At 73.3% G+C, this 19,321-nt stretch carries 12 protein-coding genes and 1 pseudogene; 7 read left to right on the plus strand and 6 right to left on the minus strand.

The window, feature by feature from the left end; translation table 11 throughout:
* Positions 1 to 18: 18 nt before the first annotated feature.
* Both AB0H82_RS21310 and AB0H82_RS21315 read left to right on the plus strand, forming a co-directional pair.
* Positions 19 to 912, plus strand: coding sequence for a hypothetical protein (locus tag AB0H82_RS21310; protein ID WP_362994908.1), 894 nt, complete (start codon positions 19 to 21; stop codon positions 910 to 912).
* Between the two features lie 66 nt (positions 913 to 978).
* Positions 979 to 5,631 carry a hypothetical protein gene (locus AB0H82_RS21315; protein WP_362994910.1) on the plus strand — a complete coding sequence of 1,551 codons (4,653 nt, stop codon included), beginning with the start codon at positions 979 to 981 and terminating at the stop codon, positions 5,629 to 5,631.
* On the opposite strand, the gene AB0H82_RS21320 is transcribed toward AB0H82_RS21315, so the two are convergent.
* The 5 genes from AB0H82_RS21320 to AB0H82_RS21340 all read right to left on the minus strand — a co-directional run bounded on the left by AB0H82_RS21320 (position 5,624) and on the right by AB0H82_RS21340 (position 12,592).
* The gene (locus AB0H82_RS21320; protein ID WP_362994912.1) at positions 5,624 to 6,745 is read right to left on the minus strand and encodes an aromatic ring-hydroxylating dioxygenase subunit alpha; all 1,122 of its coding nucleotides are present in this window, start codon (positions 6,743 to 6,745) and stop codon (positions 5,624 to 5,626) included. The two genes, AB0H82_RS21315 and AB0H82_RS21320, sit on opposite strands and share 8 nt — an antisense overlap.
* Before the next feature lie 43 nt (positions 6,746 to 6,788).
* Complete coding sequence (gene solA, locus AB0H82_RS21325; RefSeq protein WP_362994914.1) at positions 6,789 to 7,943, minus strand: N-methyl-L-tryptophan oxidase; 1,155 nt, start codon at positions 7,941 to 7,943, stop codon at positions 6,789 to 6,791.
* A gap of 76 nt (positions 7,944 to 8,019) precedes the next feature.
* Positions 8,020 to 10,470, minus strand: a complete 2,451-nt coding sequence (locus AB0H82_RS21330; RefSeq protein WP_362994916.1) for an FAD-dependent oxidoreductase — start codon at positions 10,468 to 10,470, stop codon at positions 8,020 to 8,022.
* Positions 10,467 to 11,552 (minus strand): S-(hydroxymethyl)mycothiol dehydrogenase, encoded by a 1,086-nt coding sequence (locus AB0H82_RS21335; RefSeq protein ID WP_362994918.1) that lies wholly within the window; start codon positions 11,550 to 11,552, stop codon positions 10,467 to 10,469. Before AB0H82_RS21335 ends, AB0H82_RS21330 begins: the two co-directional genes overlap by 4 nt.
* A gap of 209 nt (positions 11,553 to 11,761) precedes the next feature.
* The gene (locus AB0H82_RS21340) at positions 11,762 to 12,592 is read right to left on the minus strand and encodes an IclR family transcriptional regulator (protein WP_362994920.1); all 831 of its coding nucleotides are present in this window, start codon (positions 12,590 to 12,592) and stop codon (positions 11,762 to 11,764) included.
* A 216-nt stretch (positions 12,593 to 12,808) separates the two neighbouring features.
* On the opposite strand from AB0H82_RS21340, the gene AB0H82_RS21345 reads away from it, so the two are divergent.
* Together AB0H82_RS21345 and AB0H82_RS21350 are read left to right on the plus strand one after the other, a co-directional pair.
* Positions 12,809 to 13,147: a bifunctional 3-phenylpropionate/cinnamic acid dioxygenase ferredoxin subunit gene (locus AB0H82_RS21345; RefSeq protein ID WP_362994922.1), complete on the plus strand. Its 339-nt coding sequence runs from the start codon at positions 12,809 to 12,811 to the stop codon at positions 13,145 to 13,147.
* Positions 13,144 to 14,385 carry an FAD-dependent oxidoreductase gene (locus AB0H82_RS21350; protein ID WP_362994924.1) on the plus strand — a complete coding sequence of 414 codons (1,242 nt, stop codon included), beginning with the start codon at positions 13,144 to 13,146 and terminating at the stop codon, positions 14,383 to 14,385. Before AB0H82_RS21345 ends, AB0H82_RS21350 begins: the two co-directional genes overlap by 4 nt.
* Before the next feature lie 26 nt (positions 14,386 to 14,411).
* Here AB0H82_RS21350 and AB0H82_RS21355 read toward each other — a convergent pair whose 3' ends face one another.
* Positions 14,412 to 14,990 carry a hypothetical protein gene (locus AB0H82_RS21355; protein WP_362994926.1) on the minus strand — a complete coding sequence of 193 codons (579 nt, stop codon included), beginning with the start codon at positions 14,988 to 14,990 and terminating at the stop codon, positions 14,412 to 14,414.
* A gap of 441 nt (positions 14,991 to 15,431) precedes the next feature.
* On the opposite strand from AB0H82_RS21355, the gene AB0H82_RS21360 reads away from it, so the two are divergent.
* From AB0H82_RS21360 to AB0H82_RS21370, 3 genes and pseudogenes are all read left to right on the plus strand, one after another.
* Positions 15,432 to 18,422, plus strand: a complete 2,991-nt coding sequence (locus tag AB0H82_RS21360) for a nitrate- and nitrite sensing domain-containing protein (protein WP_362994928.1) — start codon at positions 15,432 to 15,434, stop codon at positions 18,420 to 18,422.
* Positions 18,419 to 18,859 (plus strand): roadblock/LC7 domain-containing protein, encoded by a 441-nt coding sequence (locus AB0H82_RS21365; protein WP_362994930.1) that lies wholly within the window; start codon positions 18,419 to 18,421, stop codon positions 18,857 to 18,859. Before AB0H82_RS21360 ends, AB0H82_RS21365 begins: the two co-directional genes overlap by 4 nt.
* Positions 18,860 to 18,946: 87 nt before the next feature.
* Positions 18,947 to 19,315: pseudogene (locus tag AB0H82_RS21370) on the plus strand (DUF742 domain-containing protein); the annotation flags it as partial.
* Positions 19,316 to 19,321: the final 6 nt, after the last annotated feature.

A 19,321-nucleotide genomic window follows, 5' to 3' on the forward strand; every position in this document is an offset into this window, starting at 1 on the left:
CCACAAGGAGCACACGCCGTGACCGACCACCCCGCAGAGCACGCCGCGTGGGGCGAGCCGGACTCCACGGCGGCGCCCGCCGCCCCCGCGCCCGTCACCCCGGCCGACGCCGCCGACGCCGCCCGGCTCGTCGCCTTCGGCCTGCAGCCCAAGCTGCAGCCCGCCCGCGACCAGGAGTACGCCGAACTGCTCCGGCGCTACCGCGAGGACCCGCCCTTCGCCCGGCTCGCCGACGCCGTCGCGACCGGACTCGGACTCGTCGTCCTGGAGGTCTCCCCGCGCGCGGGCATGGCCGTGACCGCCGCCGAGGACTCCGTCTTCGCCGTCCGCATGGGCGACTACGCCCGCCGCGCGGCGACGGACGCCTCCGACCGCTTCCTGCACGGCCTCGCCCACCTCGCCGTCGCCGCCATGGCGTTCCCCCGCCCCGAAGACCTCGCCGACGACGGCTACATCGGCCGCGTCACGGTCAACGGCGTCGACGCGTTCGTCCGCCAGGCCTGCCGGCGCCTGGAGGAGCGCGCCGAGGAACACGGCGAGAACACCGACCCCGCCACCGACGCCCCGGGCCTCGAAGCCGCCTGGCGGATCTGGGCGCGCCGCAGCTCGACCGGCGCCACCAAGGACGCCCGCCGCCTCGCCGGTTCCACCACCGGCATCATCGGCAAGGCCGTCGCCTTCCTCACCGACTCCGGATTCCTGCAGCGCACGGGAGACGACTCCGGAGGGACGTACCGCACCACGGCCCGCTACCAGCTCCAGGTCCGCGACATGGCGGGCAGCGCGGCCATGGCGGAGCTCCTGGAGCTCGGCGTCGTGCCGGTCACGGACGGCTCGGCGACGCTCCTGCCACCCGAAGACACCGACGACCTGGAGCTGGCCGCCGACGCGGGGCTGCCCTTCCACTCCTGAGCCCGGCCGCCCCCACCCCCGTAACTTCCTGCCGTTCCACACGACTTACGACGAGAGTCCGCCGCCATGTACGAGCTGTCCCGGATCCGCCTCTACTCCATCGGTCCGGCCGGTGCGCGCTACGCCGACACCGTGCTCGACCTGCGCGGAGTCGGCGCCGAGGTGCCCGACCCCGCGCCCGCCCAGGCGGAGTTCTTCGAGGACGAGCCGGTCGGCCCGCCGCGCCGCCCCGCGCCCGCGGGCGTGCTCTTCCTGGAGAACGGCGGCGGCAAGTCCGTCCTCCTCAAGCTCATCTTCTCGGTGATGCTGCCCGGCCACCGGAACACCCTCGGCGGCGCCAGCTCCGGCGTGCTGCGCAAGTTCCTGCTCGCCGACGACTGCGGGCACGTCGCCCTGGAGTGGCAGCACACCCTGACCGGCGAATGCGTGGTCGTCGGCAAGGTCAGCGAATGGCGCGGACGGCAGGTCTCCAACGACCCGCGGAAGTTCGCCGAGGCCTGGTACTCCTTCCGGCCCGGGCCCGGCATGAGCCTGGACTCGCTGCCCGTCGCCGAGTCCACCGCCGTACGGGCGTCGGCGGAGGGCGCCTCCGGCGCCCAGGGCCGCCGGCGCACCATGAAGGGCTTCCGCGACGCGCTGACCGAGGCCGGCAAGGCGTACCCGCACCTCGAAGTGCACTGGGAAGAGATCCACGACCGCTGGAACGAACACCTCGGCGACCTCGGCCTCGACCCCGAACTCTTCCGCTACCAGCGCGAGATGAACGCCGACGAAGGCGAGGCCGCCGGCCTCTTCGCCGTCAAGAAGGACTCCGACTTCACCGACCTGCTGCTGCGCGCCGTCACCGACACGCGCGACACGGACGGCCTCGCCGACCTCGTCCACGGCTTCGGCAACAAACTCGGCCGCCGCGCCGAACTCATGGCCGAACGGGACTTCACCGCCGGCTCCGTCGACCTGCTCGGCCGCATCGTCGACGCCGCCGACACCCGGGCACGCGCGCGTGACGTGCACGCGGGCGCCGAGCGCCGCACCCGGACGCTGGCGCGCAGGCTCTCCGCGCGCGCCACCGAGGAGCGGGGCCGCGCCGCCGAACTGGCCGAGCAGGTCACCGCCGCCGCCCACACCGTCACCGAGGCCGAGCGGGCCCGCGGCAAGAGCGCCCTGATCTCCGCCGAACTGGCCTACCGGCACGCCTCCCTGGCGCTCACCGTCGCCGAGAAGGCCGCAGCGGCCCAGCGCCGCGAGCTCGCCGACGCGCGCACCCTGCACGCCGCCTGGCAGGCCGCCGAGGCCGTCCTGCGGCACCGCGCGGCCGCCGACCGCTCCGCGCGCGTGGCCGTCGCGATCCGCGAGGCCGAGCGTGACGCGGCACCCGCGCTCGCCGCCCGCGCCAAGGCCGCGTCCGACCTCGTCCGCGCCCTGCACACCGCCGCCGAAGGCGCGGAGAACGTCGCGAACGAAGAGGAGGAGCGCTCCGCCGCCCTCCAGGAGACCGGCGAGGCCGCGCACCGCGACGCCACCGCCGCCGCCACCGAGGCCCAGCGCGCCCGCAGCGAGGCGGGCCACCTGAAGCAGCGCCTCGCCGAGGTCGAGCAGGAGACCGCGGAGGCCGTCCGCGCGGGCTGGCTCGACGACACCGCGCCCGACGCCGACCCGGCCCGCGCCGCCCTCGCCGCGAGCGACGCCGAGAAGACCACCGTCGCCGCCTGGGACACCGCCCGCGAGGCCGCTCGCCGCGCCGCGGACCACGCCAAGGAGACGGCCGCGGCGGAGGCCCGCGCCGAGCTGACCGCCGCCCGCGCCTCGGACGCCGCGGCCGCCGCCGAGGCCGCCCACGACGCGGAGCGCCGCGCCGCCGAGTCCATCGCACGGGACCCTCGGCTCGCCGAGCTGCTGAGCCTGCCGACCGGGTCCGCCGCGGTGCCGCAGCCCCGCCGCGGAGCCGATCAGGCCGACACCGGCACCGGCAACGACGCGGACGGCGCCCTCTCCGTAGAGGAACTCGACCGGTCCGCGGACGACCTGAAGGAACTCCTCGAAGAAGGCGTCGCCTCCGCCGAGCGCCAGCTGTTCGAGCTGCGCACCGCGGCCGCCGACGACTCCCGCATCCTCGGCGCCCTCGGCGACGGCGGACTGCTGCCGCCCGGCCCCGACGTCCTCGCCACCGTCGAGTTCCTCGGCGAGCACGGCATCCCCGCACTGCCCGGCTGGCGCTACCTCGCCCAGGCCGTCGACCCCGCCGACCACGCGCGCGTGCTCGCCGCCCGGCCCGAGCTGGTCGACGGCGTGGTCATCACCGACCCCGACACCCACGCCCGCGCCCGCGAAGCCCTCGCCGACGCCGCGCTGCTGCCCCGCTCCGCCGTCGCCGTCGGCACCGCCGCCGCCCTCCTCGCCCCCACACCGAGCGAGCAGGCGGCGGACAGCGGCGTGTTCCTCGTACCGCCGAACCCGGCCATGCACGACGAGCACGCCGCCGACGAGGAGCGGCAGGCGCTCCGCGCGCGGGCCGCGCGGCGGGACGAGGAGATCCGGACGCTCGCCGGCCGGCTCGGCAAGGACCGCGAACTCGCCGCCCGCCTCGCCTCCTGGCGCGCCGGCTGCCCCAGCGGCCGGCTCGCCGAGCTCGCCACCGCGGCCGCGGAGGCCCGCGCCTTCGCCGAGGAGGCGGAGGCCGAGCTCACCGAGGCACGCACCGCGCGCGCCGAGGCCGACGAGGCCGCGAGCGAGGCGGCACGCGTGCGTGACGAGCGCCAGGAGGCGGCCCAGCGCGCCAGACGCTCCGCCGACGCCCTCGCGGGCCTCGCCTTCCGGCTCCGCGAGCGGGCGGGATGGCAGGCCAAGCTGCGCGAACTGGCCGACGACGCCGTCGAGTTCGAGGCCCGTGCCCAAACCTGCCTGGACCGCGCACGCGCCGCCGACGAGGACCGCCGCGCCGCCCAGCGCGCCGCCGACGACGCCCGCCGCACCGCCCGCGCGCTGCGTGCCGAGCGCGCCGAGATCGCCGGTGCCCCCGAGGACGTACCCGCGGAGAGCGAGGCCCCGAAGGCGTCGCTGCCCGCCCTGCGCGAGGCCTACCGCGCGGCCTCCCAGCTCTACGAGAAAGTGGGCGTCGGCGCCGACCTCCGCGCCGAGCAGGCCCGCGCCGAGAGCGACGAGAGCGCCGCGCTCGCCGAGCTCGACCGGCTCAGCAACAAGGTCCGCACCCGCGCAGCCCTGCTCCTCGAAGGCACCGACGGCTCCGACGGCCCGTCCCGGCAGGCCGCCGCCGCGCGCGCCGAGGCCCAGGTCCAGCTCATCGAGGCCCGGGCGTCCACCGCGAGCGAGCAGCTCGGCCGACTGCGCGGCGAGGCCGAGCGGCACGCCCCCGAGGACGGCGACGCCCACACCGAGCTCCCCGAAGAGCTCGTTCCCGGCGACGCCGAGCAGGCCCAGGCGCTCCTGCGCACCGCCACCGGGGAACTGGCCGCGCACACCGAGGCGCTGAGCCGCGCCAAGGAGGCGCACGCCGCCCTGCTCCACACCCACCGCGTCACCGAGGACGCGGCCGGCGGCTTCGACGAGACCGCGGCCCTGCTGCGGGACCTCCTCCGCGAGCACCATGAAGAAGAGGCCGAGGAAACCCCCGAGGCCTACCCCGGCTCCCTCGAAGAGGCCCGCCAGGCCGCCGCGGAGGCCCGCCGCTCCCTGCGCGGCTGCGCCGCCGACCTGTCGACGGCCGAGTCCGCCGTCCGCGAGGCCAGCGACATCCTCGTGCGCCACGCGAACTCGACGCGGTACGAGCAGGTGCGCACCCCCGCCCGCCAGCAGATCCGCGAGCTGCCCGCGTCGGCGCTGCCGGAGCACGCCAAGAAGTGGGCCGACGCCTTCGCGCCCCGGCTCCGCGTCCTCACCGACGAGCTGGAGCAGCTGGAGCGCAACCGCGACAGCATCGTCGACCGCCTGCGCGGCCTCGTCGAGTCCGCGCTCGCGACCCTGCGCTCGGCCCAGCGCCTCTCCCGCCTGCCCGAGGGCCTGGGGGAGTGGTCGGGGCAGGAGTTCCTGCGGGTCCGCTTCGAGGAGCCCGACCAGGCCACGCTCGTGGAGCGGCTCGGCGAGGTCATCGATGAGGCCACCCGCGCCGCCGTGAAGAAGAACTCGGACCTGCGGCGCGACGGCATGTCCCTGCTGCTGCGCGGCGTCCAGGCCGCCCTGGAGCCGCGCGGCGTGGCCGTCGAGATCCTCAAGCCGGACGCCGTGCTGCGCGCCGAGCGCGTCCCTGTCGGACAGATGGGCGACGTGTTCTCCGGCGGCCAGCTGCTGACCGCGGCCATCGCCCTGTACTGCACGATGGCCGCCCTGCGCAGCAACGACCGGGGGCGCGACAAGCACCGGCACGCCGGCACGCTGTTCCTGGACAACCCCATCGGCCGCGCCAACGCGACGTATCTGCTGGAGCTCCAGCGGGCCGTCTCCGACGCGCTCGGCGTGCAGCTGCTCTACACGACCGGACTGTTCGACACGACCGCGCTCGCGGAGTTCCCGCTCGTCATCCGGTTGCGGAACGACGCGGACCTGCGAGCGGGCCTGAAGTACATCAGCGTCGAGGAGCATCTGCGTCCGGGCCTGCCGCAGCGAGACCCCGACGACCCGGCCGGCGAGACGGTGCATGGGGAGATCACCGCCACCCGCATGTACAAGCGCCCTGCCGCCCAGCCGGAACCGGCTGCTACGTAGACAGCTGTTTCGTCAGCCACTCATGGAACAGCCCGATGTGGTGTTCGGTCGGCACCAACACCCCGCCCTCGCGGTAGGCGCGTGACGCCATCGCGGGCTGGGTGCGCTCGCAGGCCGCGAAGTCCTGCGTGTTGACCCGGTGGAAGAGCTCCACGGAGTGCGTCAGGTCGGCGCCGGACGCGACGACGTCGGGTGCGTACAGCCAGTCGCACTCGACGACCGTACGGTCCTCGGCCAGCGGGAACATGCGGTGCAGGATGACGTGGTCGGGGACGAGATTGACGAAGACGGTCGGCTTCACGGTGATCGCGTAGTAGCGGCGGTCCTGGTCCTCCGGCACCTCGGGGAGACGGCCGAAGCCCGCGCTGCCGTCGACGGTGAAGCCGCCGATCTCCTCGCCGAAGGCGGCGCCGTGCCCCACGTAGTACTGCGCGGCGAAGCCTTCCGTGAACTCCGGAAGGACGTCGGTGAGTTCCGGGTGGATCGTCGCGCAGTGGTAGCACTCCATGAAGTTCTCGACGATCAGTTTCCAGTTGGCGCGCACGTCGTAGGTGACACGTTTGCCGAGCGCGAGCCGCTCGGTGCCGTAGCGCTCGATGGACGCCCTGTCGCCGAGGCGTTCGACCGCGGCGCCGATGACGGTCTCCTCGAAGGAGGGCGGCTCGTCGGCCAGGCACACCCACGCGTAGCCGAGCCACTCCCGCAGGGCGACCCGCACCAGGCCGTACGCGGAGCGGTCCACGTCCGGCATCTTCACCAGGCCGGGCGCGGCGATCAGCCTGCCGTCCAGGTCGTACGTCCAGGCGTGGTACGGGCATTGGAGGGCGCGGCGCACCCGGCCGGACTCCTCGGTGCACAGCCGGGCGCCGCGGTGGCGGCAGACGTTGAGGAAGGCCCGCAGCCCGCCGGTGCGCGAGCGGGTGACGAGGACGCTCTCACGCCCCACCCGTACGGTGCGGAAGGCGCCCGGTTCGTCGAGGTCGGTGGCGCGCACCGCGCAGAACCAGAGCGCTTCGAAGACGCGTTCCTGCTCCTGCCGGAAGATCTCCGGGTCGGTGTAGTAGTGGCCGGGGAGGGTCGCGATGAGACTCGGCGGCAAGGGGGTCGTCGACACGGTTCTCGTACTCCTCAACGGTGCTTGTCAGGCACGGTGCTTGTCAGGCAGGCGTGGCGGCGAGGCGGCTGGGGTCGAAGAGCTCGATGGGGTGCCCGGTGACGCCGTCCAGCGCCAGGTCGGCGACGATCTCACCGACCACGGGCACGAACTTGAAGCCGTGTCCGGAGAAGCCGGCCGCGACGGTCACCGACCCGGGGTGCGCCGGATGGCGGGCGATCACGAAGTGCTCGTCGGGGGTGTTGGAGTACATGCAGGTGGCAGCCTTGATGAAGCCGCCGGGGAGGCCGGGGATCAGCCGCCCCACCTGCTCGGCCATGGCGACGATCTCGTCGTCGTGGACCGTCCGTTCGATGGTCTCCGGAGTGCAGGGCGTGCCCTTGCGGAAGAAGGCCACCTTCGCGCCGAGGGCGGGTCCGTCGATGGCGGGGAAACCGTAGACCTGGACGCCTTCCGCGTCCTCCCAGATGTAGACCGGATGGTTCTCGGGGAGGAAGGGACCGACTCCTCCGGAGGGCTGGAACCAGTACATGACCTGCCGTTCGACGGTGAACGGCACGCCCAGGTCGGTCAGCAGCTCGGGCGCCCAAGCGCCGGGACAGATCACCAGATGACCGGCGGTGTAGGTGTCCTCCGCGGTGTGGACGCGCACTCCGTCCTTGTACGGCTCCCACCGCGTCATGGGCTCTTCGAAGTGCAGGTCGGCGCCGTGCCGCGTGGCCAGCTGGAGGTGCGCGGCCACCGTGTTCTCGGGCCGGACGAGGCCTGCCCGTGCCTCGTACAGGGCCACCTCCTCGTCGCCAGGGGTGAGCGTCGGGAAGCGGCGGCGGATCTCCTTCGCGTCGAGCATCTCGTGGGGCAGGCCCCACTGCTCGGCGGAGCGCAGCGATCCGCTCACCGTGCGGCTGGCGGGCCGCCCGAGCATCACGCCGCCGCACAGAGTGGTGATGTCGCGCCCGGTGTCGTGTTCGAGGCGGTCGTAGAGCTCGTAGGCGCGCAGCAGCAGCGGTACGTACGCGGGGTCCTCGAAGTACGACTGGCGGGTGATGCGCGAACCGCCGTGGCTGGAGCCGCGTCGGTGCACCGGGCCGAACTTCTCCAGGCCGAGGACGCGGGCGCCGCGCGCGGAGAGGTGGTGGGCGGCGGCGCTGCCCATGCCGCCGAGGCCGATCACGATCACGTCATGGGTGGGGGACACCGGGGCCTCCTGGCGGTCGGTGGCGGATGGGTCAGAGGTGGACGGGCCGGCGGCAGGTGGGTCAACGGCAGGTGGGTCAACGGCGGATGCGGGTCATCTCCGGGTCGAACAGGGGCTCCTCGGCGACCGTCGCGGGAACCTTCTCGCCGAAGTACTCGACGTGGACGCCGGTGCCCGGCTCCAGGGGCGGCAGCCAGGCGTAGGCGACGCAGCGGCCCAGGGTGTACCCGTAGGAGGCGCTGGTGACGTATCCGGCCGGGGCGCCCTCTACGTAGACGGGCTCTTTGCCGAGGACGACCGCCTTGGGGTCGTCGAGGAGGAGGGCGGTGAGCTTGCGTGCGGGCGGTCCGAGCCCTTCGAGCGCCGAACGCCCCACGAAGTCCCCCTTGTTCATCCGGACCGCGAAGCCGACGCCGGCCTCGTAGGGGTTGTGTTCGGTGGTCATGTCCTGGCCCCAGGCCCGGTACCCCTTCTCCAGGCGCAGGCTGTCGAAGGCGGACCGGCCCGCCGCGAGCACGCCGTGCGCGCGGCCCGCCTCCCACAGCGTGTCCCAGAGACGGAGCCCCAGATCCGCGCTGGTGTACAGCTCCCAGCCCAGTTCACCGACGTACGACAGGCGCAGGGCGGTCACCGGCACGTGCCCGATGTACGTCTCCTTGGCCTTGAAGTAGCCGAACGCCTCGTGCGAGAAGTCGTCACGCGTGAGCGGCTGGACCAGCTCGCGGGCCAGCGGCCCCCAGACGCCGACGCAGCACGTCCCCGAGGTGATGTCCCTGAGGTGCACGTCGGCGGGGGCGTGGCGGAGCAGCCAGTCGAGGTCGGCGGGGGAGTTGGCGCCCACCTGGAACCGGTCGGGGGCGAGCCGCGCCACCGTCAGGTCGGAGCGGATGCCCCCGGCCTCGTCGAGCAGGAGGGTGTACGTGACCGAACCGGGCCTCTTGGCGAGGTTGTTGGAGGTCATGTGCTGGAGGAAGGCGAGGGCGCCGCTGCCGGTGACTTCGAGGCGGCGCAGCGGCGTCATGTCGTAGAGGGCGACCCGCTCACGGGTGGCGCGGGCCTCGGCCGCCGCGACGGGGGACCAGTGCCGCGCCGCCCACGCGTCCCGCCCGGGCACCTCGAAGCCCTCCGCCGACACTGACGGGGAGTTGGCCTCGTACCAGTGCGGTCGCTCCCAGCCGCCGCCCTCCAGGAAGACCGCGCCCAGCTCCCGCTGCCGGACGTGGAAGGGGCTGACCCGTAGGGGCCGCGGCCGGTCCGGCGGCTGGAGCGGGTGGATGACGTCGTAGACCTCGACGAACTGCTGTGCCCCGCGCTCCGCCACGTACGCGGGGGAGCGCTGCGCGTCCTCGAAGCGCGTCAGCTCGCATTCGTGCAGGTCGAGCGAGGGTCGTCCGTCGACCATCCACTCCGCGACCGCTCTGGCGACGCCCGCCGAGTGAGTGACCCAGACGGCCTCGGCCAGCCAGAAGCCGCGCAGCTCACGGGACTCGCCGAGCACTGGCATCCCGTCGGGCGTGAAGGAGAAGACGCCGTTGAAGCCCTCCGCGATCTCCGCCCCCTTCAGGGCGGGCAGCAGCCGGCGGCAGTCCTCCCAACTGGGCGCGAAGTCCTCCTCGGTGAAGGGGTACGAGGAGGGCATGTCCTCCGCGTCGTCGTACGCCGGGACCGCGAACGGGTCGACGGGCAGCGGCCGGTGGGCGTACGACCCGATGCCGAGGCGGTCGGTGTGCTCACGGAAGTACAGGTCCCGGTCTTGGTGGCGGAGGATCGGCCGGGACGCCTCGGTGCGCGGATCGTTGAGCCCCGCGAGTTCGGGCAGGGGCGTGGTCCTCACGTACTGGTGGGCGAGCGGCAGCAGGGGCACGTCGACGCCGGCCATGCGCCCGATCACCGGGCCCCAGAACCCGGCGGCCGAGACGACATGGTCGGCCGGGAAGGTGCCGCGGTCGGTGCTGACGCCGGTGACGCGGCCGCCGTCCCGCTCGATGCCCGTCACGGTGTGCCGGTCGAGAAAACGTGCTCCACGCGCGCGTGCCCGTTCCAGCTGCGCGCGGCAGGCGGGCACGGCGCGGGCGAGGCCGTCGTCGGGCGTGTACAGACCGCCGTACACCTGCGCCTCGTCGACGAGCGGCCACAGCTCCTTGCAGCGGGCGGCCCCGACGAGCTCGGCGCGCACGCCCCAGGAGGCGGCCCATCCGGCCTTGCGGTGCAGATCGGCCCAGCGCTCGGGCGTGGTGGCGAGCTCCAGGCCGCCCACGGGGTTGAAGCAGGGGAGGCCGTCCACTTCCAGGGCGCTGAACTTCTCCACCGTGTACGTGGCGAACGCGGTCAGCGTCTTGGAAGGGCTTGTCCGGAAGACCAGGCCCGGCGCGTGCGAGGTGGAGCCGCCGGGGGCGGGCAGCGGCCCCTGGTCGAGGACGGTGACGTCGGTCCAGCCGCGGGCCGTCAGCTCGTCGGCGAGCGAGCAGCCGACGATGCCGGCCCCGATGACGACCACGCGGGGCCCGCGGGACCGGGCGGTGCTCACGGGATCACCACCGAGCGCAGCACCTCGCCGCGGCGCAGCCGCGCGAACGCCTCCTCCACCTCATCGAGCTGAATGGTCTCGGAGACGAATCCGCGCAGGTCGAGGCGGCGGCTGAGGTACTGGTCGACGAGGATCGGGAAGTCCCGGGTGGGCAGGCAGTCGCCGTACCAGGACGCCTTGAGGGCGCCACCGCGCGAGAAGACGTCGATCAGCGGCAGATCGACGGTCATCTCCGGATCGGGCACTCCCACCTGGACGAGCACGCCCGCGTGGTCGCGCATGTAGAAGGCCTGTTTGTACGTCGACGGGGTGCCGACCGCGTCGATCGCGACGTCGACGCCGTGACCGCCGGTCAGCTCGCGCACCGCCACCACCGCGTCCGTGCCGCGCGAGTTGACGGTGTGCGTGGCGCCGAACCGCGTCGCACCGTCCAGCTTGCCCTCGTCGATGTCGACGGCGATGACGCGGCGCGCCCCGGCCAGCGACGCCCCGGCGATCGCGGCGTTCCCGACGCCGCCGCAGCCGACGACGGCGACGGTGTCCCCGCGGCCCACTCCGCCGGTGTTCACCGCGGCCCCGTACCCCGCCATCACGCCGCAGCCGATCAGGGCCACGGCCTCGGGGCGGGCCGCCGGGTCGACCTTCACGGCCTGCCCCGCGGCGACCAGCGTCTTCTCCGCGAAGGCGCCGATGCCGAGTGCGGCGCTCAACGGGGTGCCGTCCAGGAGGGTCATGGGCCGCGCGGCGTTGCGGGAGTCGAAGCAGTACCAGGGGCGGCCGCGGAGGCAGGAGCGGCAGGCACCGCAGGGCGCGCGCCAGGCGAGCACGACGCAGTCGCCGGGGACGAGGTCGGCGACGTCCGCGCCGACCGCCTCCACGGTGCCCGCCGCCTCGTGGCCGAGCAGGAACGGGAACTCGTCGTTGATCGCGCCTTCCCGGTAGTGCAGATCCGTGTGGCAGACCCCGCAGGCCTGTACGGAGACGAGCACCTCTCCGGGGCCGGGATCTGGCACGACGATCGTCTGCACCTCGACGGGTGCGCCCTTCTTCGGGGCGACGACGGCACGGACCTCGTGGGGCACGGCCAGACTCCTCTGCTGTTGCGCACGGCGTGGCGGTGTTGTTGCGTACTGCACGTTCGGTTGCGCTATGAGAGACATACTGGGAACCCCATCAAGAGGCCGTCAAGAGGGGGGAGTCAAGCCTTCGCGAAACGGTGGGGCGCGGGCGGTCCCGGACGGCACGCAGGAGGGCGGGGCCGAACTCTCCGGCCCCGCCCTCCAGTCGACCGTCAGAAGCCGTACCCCATCCGACGGGAGAGCTCGACGGCTGCCGCGACGGTGCGCTTGGCGAGCTCGGTCAGCCGCTCCTCGGTCAGCCGGTAGACCGGTCCCGACGCGCTGAGCGCCCCGATCACCTTGCCGTCGTGCGCGCGCACCGGCGCCGCGACCGCGGCGAGGCCCACCTCCAACTCCTCCACGGCGACGGCGAACCCCTGCCCGGCCACGGCCTCCAGCTCCCGGCGCAGCGCCACCGTCCCGGTCACCGTGTGCTCGGTCAGCCGGGGCAGGGTGCGGGCCAGCAGGCCCTCGCGCAGCGTCGTCGGCAGGTGGGCGAGGAGCACCTTTCCGCTGGACGTGGCGTGCAGCGGGGTGCGCCGGCCGAGCCAGTTCTGCGCGGTCACCGAGGCCGGGCCCCTGGCCTGCATGATGTTGACCGCGGCGTCGTCGTCCAGGACCGCGATGTTCACCGTCTCGCCCAGCTCGTCCGCGAGCTCGCGGCAGACCGGGCCGCCCTCCTGCGAGATGTCCATGCGCACTGCCGCCGCCCCCGCGAGGCGGAGTACGCCGGCGCCCAGGAAGTACTTCCCGCGGTCCTTGGCCTGGCCGACCAGGCCGCGGTTCTCCAGCACGCCGAGGAGCCGGAAGGCCGTCGACTTGTGGACGCCCAACTCGTCGGCGATATCGGTGACTCCGGCCTCCCCGTGCCGCGCGAGGATCTCCAGAACGCTCACCGCGCGGTCCACGGACTGGACCGATCCGGCCGCGCCCTTCGCCTGCCTCTCCCGCGGCTCGCCGCGCGGTTCCCTGCCCTGATCTGCCTGTTTCCGGTCGCCCGTCATACCTGAAACCTCACCACCCGGCGGCCTGTTGAAGCCGCGTCCACGGGAAGCCCTTGACGCGATGGGCACCCCACCCGGATTCTGTTGCGCATGACGCTTTGTCGTGCGTCATGCGAAACATCATGTTACCGAAGGGCCTTGGCCCACCAAGGGCCCAGGACCAACACCCGGAACACCATCTGGAACACCAAGCCGGAACGACCCAGAGGGGGGCCCATGATCCCCGTATGCCGCCTTGAAGACCTCCCCGCGGGCGAATCCGTCCGCCTCGACACCGCGCCGCCCGTTGCGGTGTTCAACGCCGACGGTGAACTCTTCGCCATCGACGACACGTGCAGCCACCAGGACGCGTCCCTCTCGGAGGGCTGGCTGGAGGGGTGCCTCGTCGAATGCCCGCTGCACGCCGCGTCCTTCGATCTTCGCACCGGCCGGCCCGTGTGCCTGCCCGCGCGCCGCCCCGTCCGCACTCATCAGGTGTACGTCGAGGACGGCGTCGTCCATGTCCGCCTCGCGACCACCGACGCGGGAGCCGCCGACAAGGGGTCCGCGGCATGAGGACCGTCATCGTGGTGGGCGCCTCGCTCGCCGGCCTGTACGCCGCGCGGGAGCTGCGCGCCCAGGGGTTCGACGGCCGCCTGGTCCTCGTCGGGGACGAGCCGCACCCGCCGTACGACCGGCCGCCCTTGTCCAAGGGATTCCTCACCGGAGACGCGGCCCGGGACCAACTCACCCTCTCCGACGAGGAGGAGGCGGCGGAGCTCGCCGCCGAGTGGATCCTCGGCACCCGCGCACGGGCCCTCGACGCGTGCGGCCGCACGGTTGTTCTCGACGACGGCCGCACCCTGGCCGGCGACGGCGTCGTCATCGCCACGGGGGCGTCGGCACGCCGCCTCCCCGGACCGCGGCTCGCAGGTGTCCATACGCTCCGAACCCTCGACGACGCCCACGAGTTGAGGGCTGAACTGAACCGCGGGCCGCGTCGTGTGGTGGTGATCGGCGGCGGCTTCATCGGCGCCGAGACCGCGTCCTCGTGCGTCGCGCTCGGCCACGACGTCACCGTCGTCGAAGCCGTGCCCCTGCCGCTCGTGACCCAGCTCGGACCGGAGATGGCATCGGTGTGCGCGAGGCTGCACGCACGCGGTGGCGCCCGACTCCTTACGGGGGTCGGGGTGGCGGCGCTGCGGGGCGCGTCGAGGCATGCGCCGCCGGGTGCGGGAAGCGCGGAGGGCGCCGGGGACGCTGTCACCGCTGTGGAACTGTCCGACGGCCGGCTGCTCCCCGCCGACGTGGTCGTCGTCGGCATCGGGGCGACCCCCAACACCGGCTGGCTCGCGGGCTCACCTCTCGCCGTGGACGACGGCGTGCTGTGCGACGACGGCTGCGTCACCGCGCTGCCTCAGGTCGTCGCGGTGGGTGACGTCGCCAGGGTGGGCGGAATCCGCGCCGAGCACTGGACGAGCGCGACGGAGCAACCCCGCGTCGCCGTACGCAACTTGCTCGCCGGTCACACCGTCGAGTCAGTGAGCCCCCTGCCGTACTTCTGGTCGGATCAGTACGGCTCCCGCGTGCAGTTCGCCGGGCACCGGGGCGAGGGCGACACCGTGCGCATCGTCGAGGGCTCGCCGGAAGGGCTGGGTGAGGGCGGCGGAAACGGGTTCCTCGCAGCGTACGAGTGCATGGGCAGGACCACGGCGGTCCTCGCGGTGGACCGCGCCCGCCCCTTCATGAAGGCGCGCAGGGACCTGGCGGCTGAGCGGACGGCTGAGTGGGCGGCGGAGCCCGCGTCGGTCTGAGGCCGAGGCGACCCCGCCGCACACCCTCAGGAGTGCGACAACTGCTTTGACCCGCTGCGTCCTTGTACGCGGTCGCGCCCCTGTATTCGGTCGTAACCCTGGGCACGGTCGTACGCCTGTATGTGGTCGTACCCCTGTGCTCGGTCGTATCCCTGTATGCGTTCCTTCCCGCGCGCCGCGGCACGTGCCTGGCGGCGGGCCCGGCGCCGCTCGCGCCGCAGCTGCCGTGCCGTGCTGCTCGGCATCGACACGACTCCGTGCCGTTGGTTCCACACCTGGCGGGTCACCCACACGTCGAGCACGCCCCAGGTGGCCACGACGGTGCTGGCCACGCTGCTCAGCACCATGGGGAAGGAGAGCCAGGAGCCCGCCAGGGCGGCGAGGACGGCGACCATCGCCTGCACGAGGGTGACCGCCACTATGATCACGGCCCGCACCGCGGCAGTCCGCACCGGATCGGGCAGCCGCCTTCTGCGGGCAGGCTCCTCGACCCACAACGGCGGCCGCTCGGCCGAGCGCTGCCACTCCTGCAGATCGGCCCCGTCCGCCGGATCGGCTCCGTCCGCGCCGACCCCGGACTTCCTGTGGCGCTCTGCCGTGCCCATCAACTCGTCACTCCCCCCGCTGCTCGCGGTCGTTCACGGGACAACTCACCACTGGCTGCCCGTTTTGCCGCGCTTCATGTCGCCTGCCCCCGTGGCGTACCGGTGGTGCGCCGGTGACCTCTCCTCGATCCGCGGCTCTCTCCCTCATGGACGAACGAGAGATCCGAAAGATTCCCGCTCCGGTTCCGCGAAGCGAAGAGATCCGGCCAACTGGCGTGCCAGGAAAGGCGGATGGGGCCTCCCGGCAGGTGCCACATGCTGGGACGCAATCTCCCGTAATGGGGGGACAACTAGGGACGTCTCTTTCGCGTCACGGCTGAAAAGCGTTCGGATGCACCTTCGAGTTGCCCGTGAGTCAGTAGTAGGCTCGCGCCGTTTGTTGACGCACATGTGTGCCCCTGGCCCGTGCAACGGCCTCAGGGGGCCGATCTGGGGGAGGCCATGCGCTTTCGCGGGAAGTCCATCCGCCGGAAGATCGTGGCGCTGCTGCTCGTGCCGCTGCTCTCCCTCACTGCGATCTGGGGCTTCGCCACCGTCGTCACCGGCCGCCAGGCGCTCAGCCTCATCGACACGGTGAACGTCGTCGACAAGCTCGCCTACCCGGTCGAGGACACGGCGCGCGTGATCCAGCAGGAGCGCCGCCAGACCCTCGTCTACCTCGCCGACCCCCGGGCCTCCGACGCGCTCGCCGCGCTGCGCCGCAGCCGCACCGCGACCGACGCAATGGTCGACAAGATCCGGGCCAACGCCCAGGACCCGGACGTCCGTGACGGCGTCGGCGGAGACTCGCGGAAACGGCTCGACGAGCTCGTCGAGGCCTTCGACGGCATCGAGCCGCTGCGCAGGAGCGTCGAAGAGGGCACGATCACCAGGGGCGACGCCCTGAAGATGTACACGAAGCTGATCGACCCCTACTTCGACCTGCTCAGCACGCTCAACGGCTTCTCCGGTCTCGACGACATGAAGTACGACCAGCAGGGCCGGGCGCTCGTCGGCGCCACCCGCGCGCGTGAACTGCTGTCCCGCGAGGACGCGTTGATCGGTTCGGCGCTCGTCGCCGGGCGGATCACCAAGGCCGAGATCCGGCAGGCCACCGAGCTCCGCGCCCAGCGCTCCCTCCTCTTCGAGGTGAACTTCGCGCAGCTCCCCGAGGACGACCGCGCCCGCTACGAGCGCTACTGGAACGGCACCGAGACCACCCAGCTGCGCAAGGCCGAGCGGGACATCATCGAGTCCGGGCCCGACAAGCAGCGCGCGGTCACGTCCAGCCACTGGGACCAGGCCGCGGGCCGGGTCCTCAAGCAGCTCTCCGAGAGCAACAGCGCGGCGACCGACCGCTTCCAGGACCGTGTCGAGCCGGCCGCCGTCGGCGTGGTCGTGCGGGTCATCGCGGCCGGCGTGCTCGGCCTGCTGGCGCTGCTGGTCTCGCTCTTCCTGTCCGTACGCATCGGCCGCGGCCTCATCCGCGACCTGCGCCGGCTGCGGCTGGAGGCCCACGAGGCGTCCGGCGTCCGGCTGCCCGGCGTACTGCGCCGCCTGGCGGCGGGGGAGCAGGTCGACGTGGAGACCGAGGCGCCCCGGCTGGAGTACGGCAAGGACGAGATCGGTCAGGTCGGGCAGGCCCTCAACACGCTGCAGCGCGCCGCCGTCGAGGCCACCGTCAAACAGGCCGACCTGCGCCGCGGCGTCTCCGAGGTGTTCGTCAACCTCGCCCGCCGCAGCCAGGTCCTGCTGCACAAGCAGCTCACCCTCCTCGACACCATGGAGCGCAGGACCGAGGACACCGACGAGCTCGCCGACCTGTTCCGCCTCGACCACCTGACCACCCGCATGCGGCGGCACGCCGAGGGTCTCGTGATCCTCTCCGGTGCCGCCCCGTCGCGTCAGTGGCGCAAGCCGGTCCAGCTCATGGACGTCGTCCGCGCGGCCGTCGCCGAGGTCGAGGACTACGAACGCATCGAGGTGCGCCGCCTGCCCCGCATCGCGGTCACCGGGCCCGCGGTCGCCGACCTCACCCACCTCATGGCCGAACTCCTGGAGAACGCCACGGTGTTCTCGCCGCCGCACACCGCGGTGCAGGTGCTCGGCGAGCACGTCGCCAACGGCTTCACCCTGGAGATCCACGACCGGGGCCTCGGCATGACGGCCGACGCGCTCCTGGACGCCAACCTGCGGCTCGCGGAGACCCCCGAGTTCGAACTGTCCGACACCGACCGGCTCGGCCTGTTCGTGGTCAGCAGGCTCGCACAGCGCCAGCGCGTCCGCGTGTCGCTGCAGCCCTCTCCGTACGGCGGCACGACCGCTGTCGTCTTCATTCCCGAGTCGCTGCTCACCGACGACGTGCCCGACACGGGTGGCGCGGGCTTCCGGTTCGACCGGGCGCAGACCAAGGAGGCCGTGGCGGGCCCCGGCAAGGGCGTCGACCGCGCGGCGGCGCTCGCCCAGGTGCCCGTGCAGCTGCCCGGCCTGCCCGCCTCCGTTCTGGACGGCCCCGTCGAGCTGGAGGCGCCCGTCGGCCTGGCCGACCTCGACGCCTTCCCCGGCGCCCTCGGCGACGAGGAGAGCGAGCGCGGTGGCCTCTTCCGGCCGCGCCGCCGGGTGGCGGGCACACCCGGCGAACAACACCAGCAGGCCCGCGACGACCGTGAGACGAGCCGCGGGGAGCCGACCCGCCGGAACGCCGCGCCCACCGGAGCCGAGGACGACTCCGCCGAGGACGCCCACTCCGGAGGGCCCGTCCCGCTGCCGCGCCGCAGGACCCCGAAACTGGTCCGCTCGAACGGCCGCCCGGTGACGCACACCAGGCCGCAGGACGGGCGGTCGCAGGACAGCCGCTTCCCGGAGGGCAGGCCGCAGGACAGCCGCTTCCCGCAGGACAGTCGCCGCTTCCCGGAGGACAGGCAGTCCGACAGCCGCTTCCCCGAAGGCAGGCAGCCGGAGGGCAGGCCCCTGGCCCCGGCCGCCGAGGACGAGGCTCCGAGGCGCCCGCAGTCGCAGCCCGCCTGGCCCGACCTGTCGCCGCCGCACCACGACGTCACGGCCGTCGACGACGTGTCGACGGACCTCCCCCGGCGTGGCCGCCGCACCGCCACCCCGGCCACCGCCGACCAGGACCGCGTCGACCAGGACCGCGCCCCCTGGGACGGCACCGGGCTCCGGCCCGCTGCGGCGCCCGACACCGACACGACCGCTCCGGGCGGACTGCCCCGCCGCGTCCGGCAGGCCAGCCTCGCCCCGCAGTTGAAGGACGGACCCGACCGCCGCCCCCGACGCGCCGAGACCCGGCCCGAGGAGCGCGACGCGGACGAGGTACGCAGCCGCATGGCCTCGCTCCAGCGGGGCTGGCAGCGCGGCCGCGACGAGAATGCCGCAGGCGACGACGCCACGAACGGCACAGCACCAGGAACGACATCCGAGGGGGACGGTCGATGACCGCACCGAATGGCGACGCACGCACCACCACGACCGGCGGGAGGGGGGAGCTGAACTGGCTCCTCGACGACCTGGTGCAGCGCGTCGCCAGCATCCGCAAGGCGCTCGTGCTCTCCGGAGACGGCCTGCCGACCGGTGTGTCGAAGAACCTGACCCGGGAGGACAGCGAGCACCTCGCCGCCGTCGCCTCCGGGTTCCACAGCCTCGCCAAGGGTGTCGGCAGGCACTTCGAGGCGGGCAGGGTCCGGCAGACCGTGGTCGAGCTCGACGACGCCTTCCTCTTCGTCACGGCCGCGGGCGACGGCAGCTGCCTCGCCGTCCTCGCGGACGCGGACTCCGACGTCGGCCTGGTGGCGTACGAGATGACGCTGCTGGTCAAGCGGGTCGGTGTGCATCTGGGTACGGCGCCGCGCACGGATCTGCCCGCCGGGGGGTAGTGGGAGGTCATGAGCGAAGACGGTCGAGGGACGCAGAGAACAACAGAGGCCACGCGGAAGTTACCGAAGGCGCAGGAGGCGCCCCGCTGGTTCGACGACGACGCCGGTCCCGTAGTGCGTCCGTACGCCATGACACGCGGCCGCACCACGAGCCCCGGGCAGCACCGGCTCGACCTGATCGCGGTCGTCATCACCGAGGACCGGGCGTCCGGCGTCCGCGAGGCCGACCAGACGCTGTCTCCGGAGCATGTGGACATCGTCGAGCTCTGCCGCGACACGCCCCAGTCGGTCGCCGAACTGGCGGCCGAACTCGACCTGCCCATCGGCGTGGTCCGTGTCCTCATCGGCGATCTGGTCGAGGACGAACTGGTGCACGTGACCCGTCCGGTGCCCCCTGCCGAGCTTCCGGACGAGAGTATTCTGCGCGACGTGATCAGCGGCCTCCGGGCGCTCTGAACAGCG

The organism is Streptomyces sp. NPDC050732 (assembly GCF_040654255.1).
Taxonomy (GTDB): Bacteria; Actinomycetota; Actinomycetes; order Streptomycetales; family Streptomycetaceae; genus Streptomyces.

Bases quoted from the DNA above. Each gene is read 5' to 3' on its own strand.
- AB0H82_RS21315 (WP_362994910.1), top strand. From the start codon at position 979: ATGTACGAGCTGTCCCGGATCCGCCTCTACTCCATCGGTCCGGCCGGT.
- AB0H82_RS21340 (WP_362994920.1), bottom strand. From the start codon at position 12,592: ATGACGGGCGACCGGAAACAGGCAGATCAGGGCAGGGAACCGCGCGGC.
- AB0H82_RS21345 (WP_362994922.1), top strand. From the start codon at position 12,809: ATGATCCCCGTATGCCGCCTTGAAGACCTCCCCGCGGGCGAATCCGTC.
- AB0H82_RS21350 (WP_362994924.1), top strand. From the start codon at position 13,144: ATGAGGACCGTCATCGTGGTGGGCGCCTCGCTCGCCGGCCTGTACGCC.
- AB0H82_RS21355 (WP_362994926.1), bottom strand. From the start codon at position 14,990: ATGGGCACGGCAGAGCGCCACAGGAAGTCCGGGGTCGGCGCGGACGGA.
- AB0H82_RS21360 (WP_362994928.1), top strand. From the start codon at position 15,432: ATGCGCTTTCGCGGGAAGTCCATCCGCCGGAAGATCGTGGCGCTGCTG.
- AB0H82_RS21365 (WP_362994930.1), top strand. From the start codon at position 18,419: ATGACCGCACCGAATGGCGACGCACGCACCACCACGACCGGCGGGAGG.